Below are 2,654 nucleotides of genomic sequence, written 5' to 3'. Positions count from 1 at the left end.
CATCAAGGACAACTTCATGTTGACGGTGCGTTAACTGTTACTGATGTTGATAATGGTCAAAACCAATTCCAAGCGAATGTTTTACAAGGTCAGTTCGGCACATTGTCGATCAATAACCTAGGCCATTGGACCTATACTGCTGACAATTCCCAACAGGCTATTCAAGGGCTGAAAACCGGTGAATCATTAACGGATACTCTCATAGTTCATTCGGTTGATGGCACCGAGCAAAAAATCTCAATAATCATTAATGGCACTGATGATAAAGCGGTTATTGCTGGCACATCAATAGCTAGTTTAACTGAAGATAAAGATGTTCACTCTGGCCAACTTCGAATAGATGGCGCACTCACTGTTACTGATGTTGATAATGGTCAAAACCAATTCCAAGCGAATGTTTTACAAGGTCAGTTCGGCACATTGTCGATCAATAACCTAGGCCACTGGACTTATACTGCAGACAATTCACAACAGACTGTTCAAGGGCTAAAAACGGGTGAGTCATTAACGGATACGCTAGTCGTTCACAGCGTCGATGGCACCGAGCAAAAAATCTCAGTAACCATTAATGGCACTGACGACAAGGCGGTTATTGCAGGAACCAGCACTGCGCAATTAACCGAAGATAAAAATGTTCATCAAGGACAACTTCATGTCGATGGCGCATTAACCGTTACTGATGTTGATAATGGTCAAAACCAATTCCAGGCCACTGTGCAACAAGGTCAATTGGGTTCGCTTTCTTTGAACGAACTCGGTCATTGGACCTATACTGCTGACAATTCTCAGCCAGCGATTCAAGGGCTGAAAACCGGTGAATCATTAACGGATACTCTCATAGTTCATTCGGTTGATGGTACTGAGCAAAAAATCTCAGTCACTATCAACGGCACTGATGATAAAGCGGTCATTGGTGGTACAAGTTCAGCACAATTAACCGAAGACAAAGACCTTCATCAAGGACTGCTGCATGTCGATGGTGCCCTCACTGTTACTGATGTCGATACAGGACAAAATCAATTTCAGGCCACTGTGCAACAAGGTCAATTTGGTTCGCTTTCTTTGAACGAACTAGGTCATTGGACCTATACTGCTGACAATTCTCAATCTGCCATCCAAGGGCTGAAAACGGGCGAATCACTCACCGATACTTTAATCGTTCACAGCGTTGATGGAACCGAACAAAAAGTTACAGTAACCATCAACGGTACTGATGATAAAGCGGTCATTGGTGGTACAAGTTCAGTACAATTAACCGAAGACATAGATGTTCATCAAGGGCAACTTCATGTTGATGGCGCACTTACTGTTACTGATGTTGATAATGGGCAAAATCAGTTCCAAGCGAACGTTTTGCAAGGCCAATTCGGTACACTGTCGATCAATAACCTAGGTCACTGGACTTATACTGCAGACAATTCACAACAGACTATTCAAGGTCTGAAAACGGGTGAGTCATTAACGGATACCCTCATAGTTCATTCGGTCGATGGCACCGAGCAAAAAGTTACTGTGACCATCAACGGCACTGATGATAAAGCCGTTATTGCAGGAACCAGCACTGCACAATTAACCGAAGACAAAAACGTCCATCAAGGACAACTGCATGTTGATGGCGCCCTCACCGTAACCGATATCGATTCAGGACAAAACCAATTCCAAGCCAATGTTTTACAAGGTCAATTTGGTTCGCTTTCTTTAAATGAACTAGGTCATTGGACCTATACCGCCGATAACTTGCAGCCGAACATTCAAGGCCTTAAAACAGGCGAGTCACTAACGGATACTCTCATAGTTCATTCTGTCGATGGCACCGAGCAAAAAGTTACTGTGACCATCAACGGCACTGATGATAAAGCCGTTATTGCAGGAACCAGCACTGCACAATTAACCGAAGACAAAGACGTCCATCAAGGACAACTTCATGTCGATGGTGCCCTCACTGTTACAGATTTAGATAACGGCCAAGCTCAGTTTTCAGCCACATCATTGCAAGGTCAGTTCGGCACGTTATCGATTAACAGTTTAGGCCATTGGACCTATACCGCCGATAACTTGCAGCCGAACATTCAAGGCCTTAAAACAGGCGAGTCACTCACTGATACTTTATTAGTTCACTCGGTTGATGGCACGGAACAAAAAATAACTGTGACCATCAACGGCACTGATGATAAAGCGGTTATTGCTGGTACTTCAACAGCACAGCTAACGGAAGATAAAGACGTCCATCAAGGACAACTACACGTTGATGGTGCCCTCACCGTGACTGATGTTGATGCAGGACAGAACCAATTTCAGGCCACTGTGCAACAAGGTCAATTTGGTTCGCTTTCTTTGAACGAACTAGGCCATTGGACCTACACTGCTGATAATTCCCAACAGGCTATTCAAGGCCTGAAAACCGGCGAGTCATTAACTGACACTTTAGTCGTTCACAGCGTCGATGGCACCGAGCAAAAAGTTACTGTGACCATCAACGGCACTGATGATAAAGCTGTCATTGGAGGTACAAGTTCAGCACAATTAACCGAAGATAAAGACGTCCATCAAGGACAACTGCATGTCGACGGTGCCCTCACCGTGACTGATGTTGATAACGGACAAAACCAATTTCAAGCCACTGTGCAACAAGGTCAATTTGGTTCGCTTTCTTT

1 protein-coding gene is annotated in these 2,654 nt (G+C 44.2%); it reads left to right on the top strand.

All coding sequences use genetic code 11. The features are described from left to right. Nucleotides 1–2,654 (top strand): VCBS domain-containing protein (locus tag AB4153_RS21000; protein WP_371998565.1); only part of this gene is annotated, 2,654 nt, incomplete at both ends.

Source organism: Shewanella sp. 10N.286.52.E4, from assembly GCF_041468785.1.
Classification (GTDB): Bacteria; Pseudomonadota; Gammaproteobacteria; order Enterobacterales; family Shewanellaceae; genus Shewanella; species Shewanella electrodiphila.
Note: the sequence above shows the minus strand (reverse complement) of the source record. Positions and strands in the feature narration are given on the sequence as shown.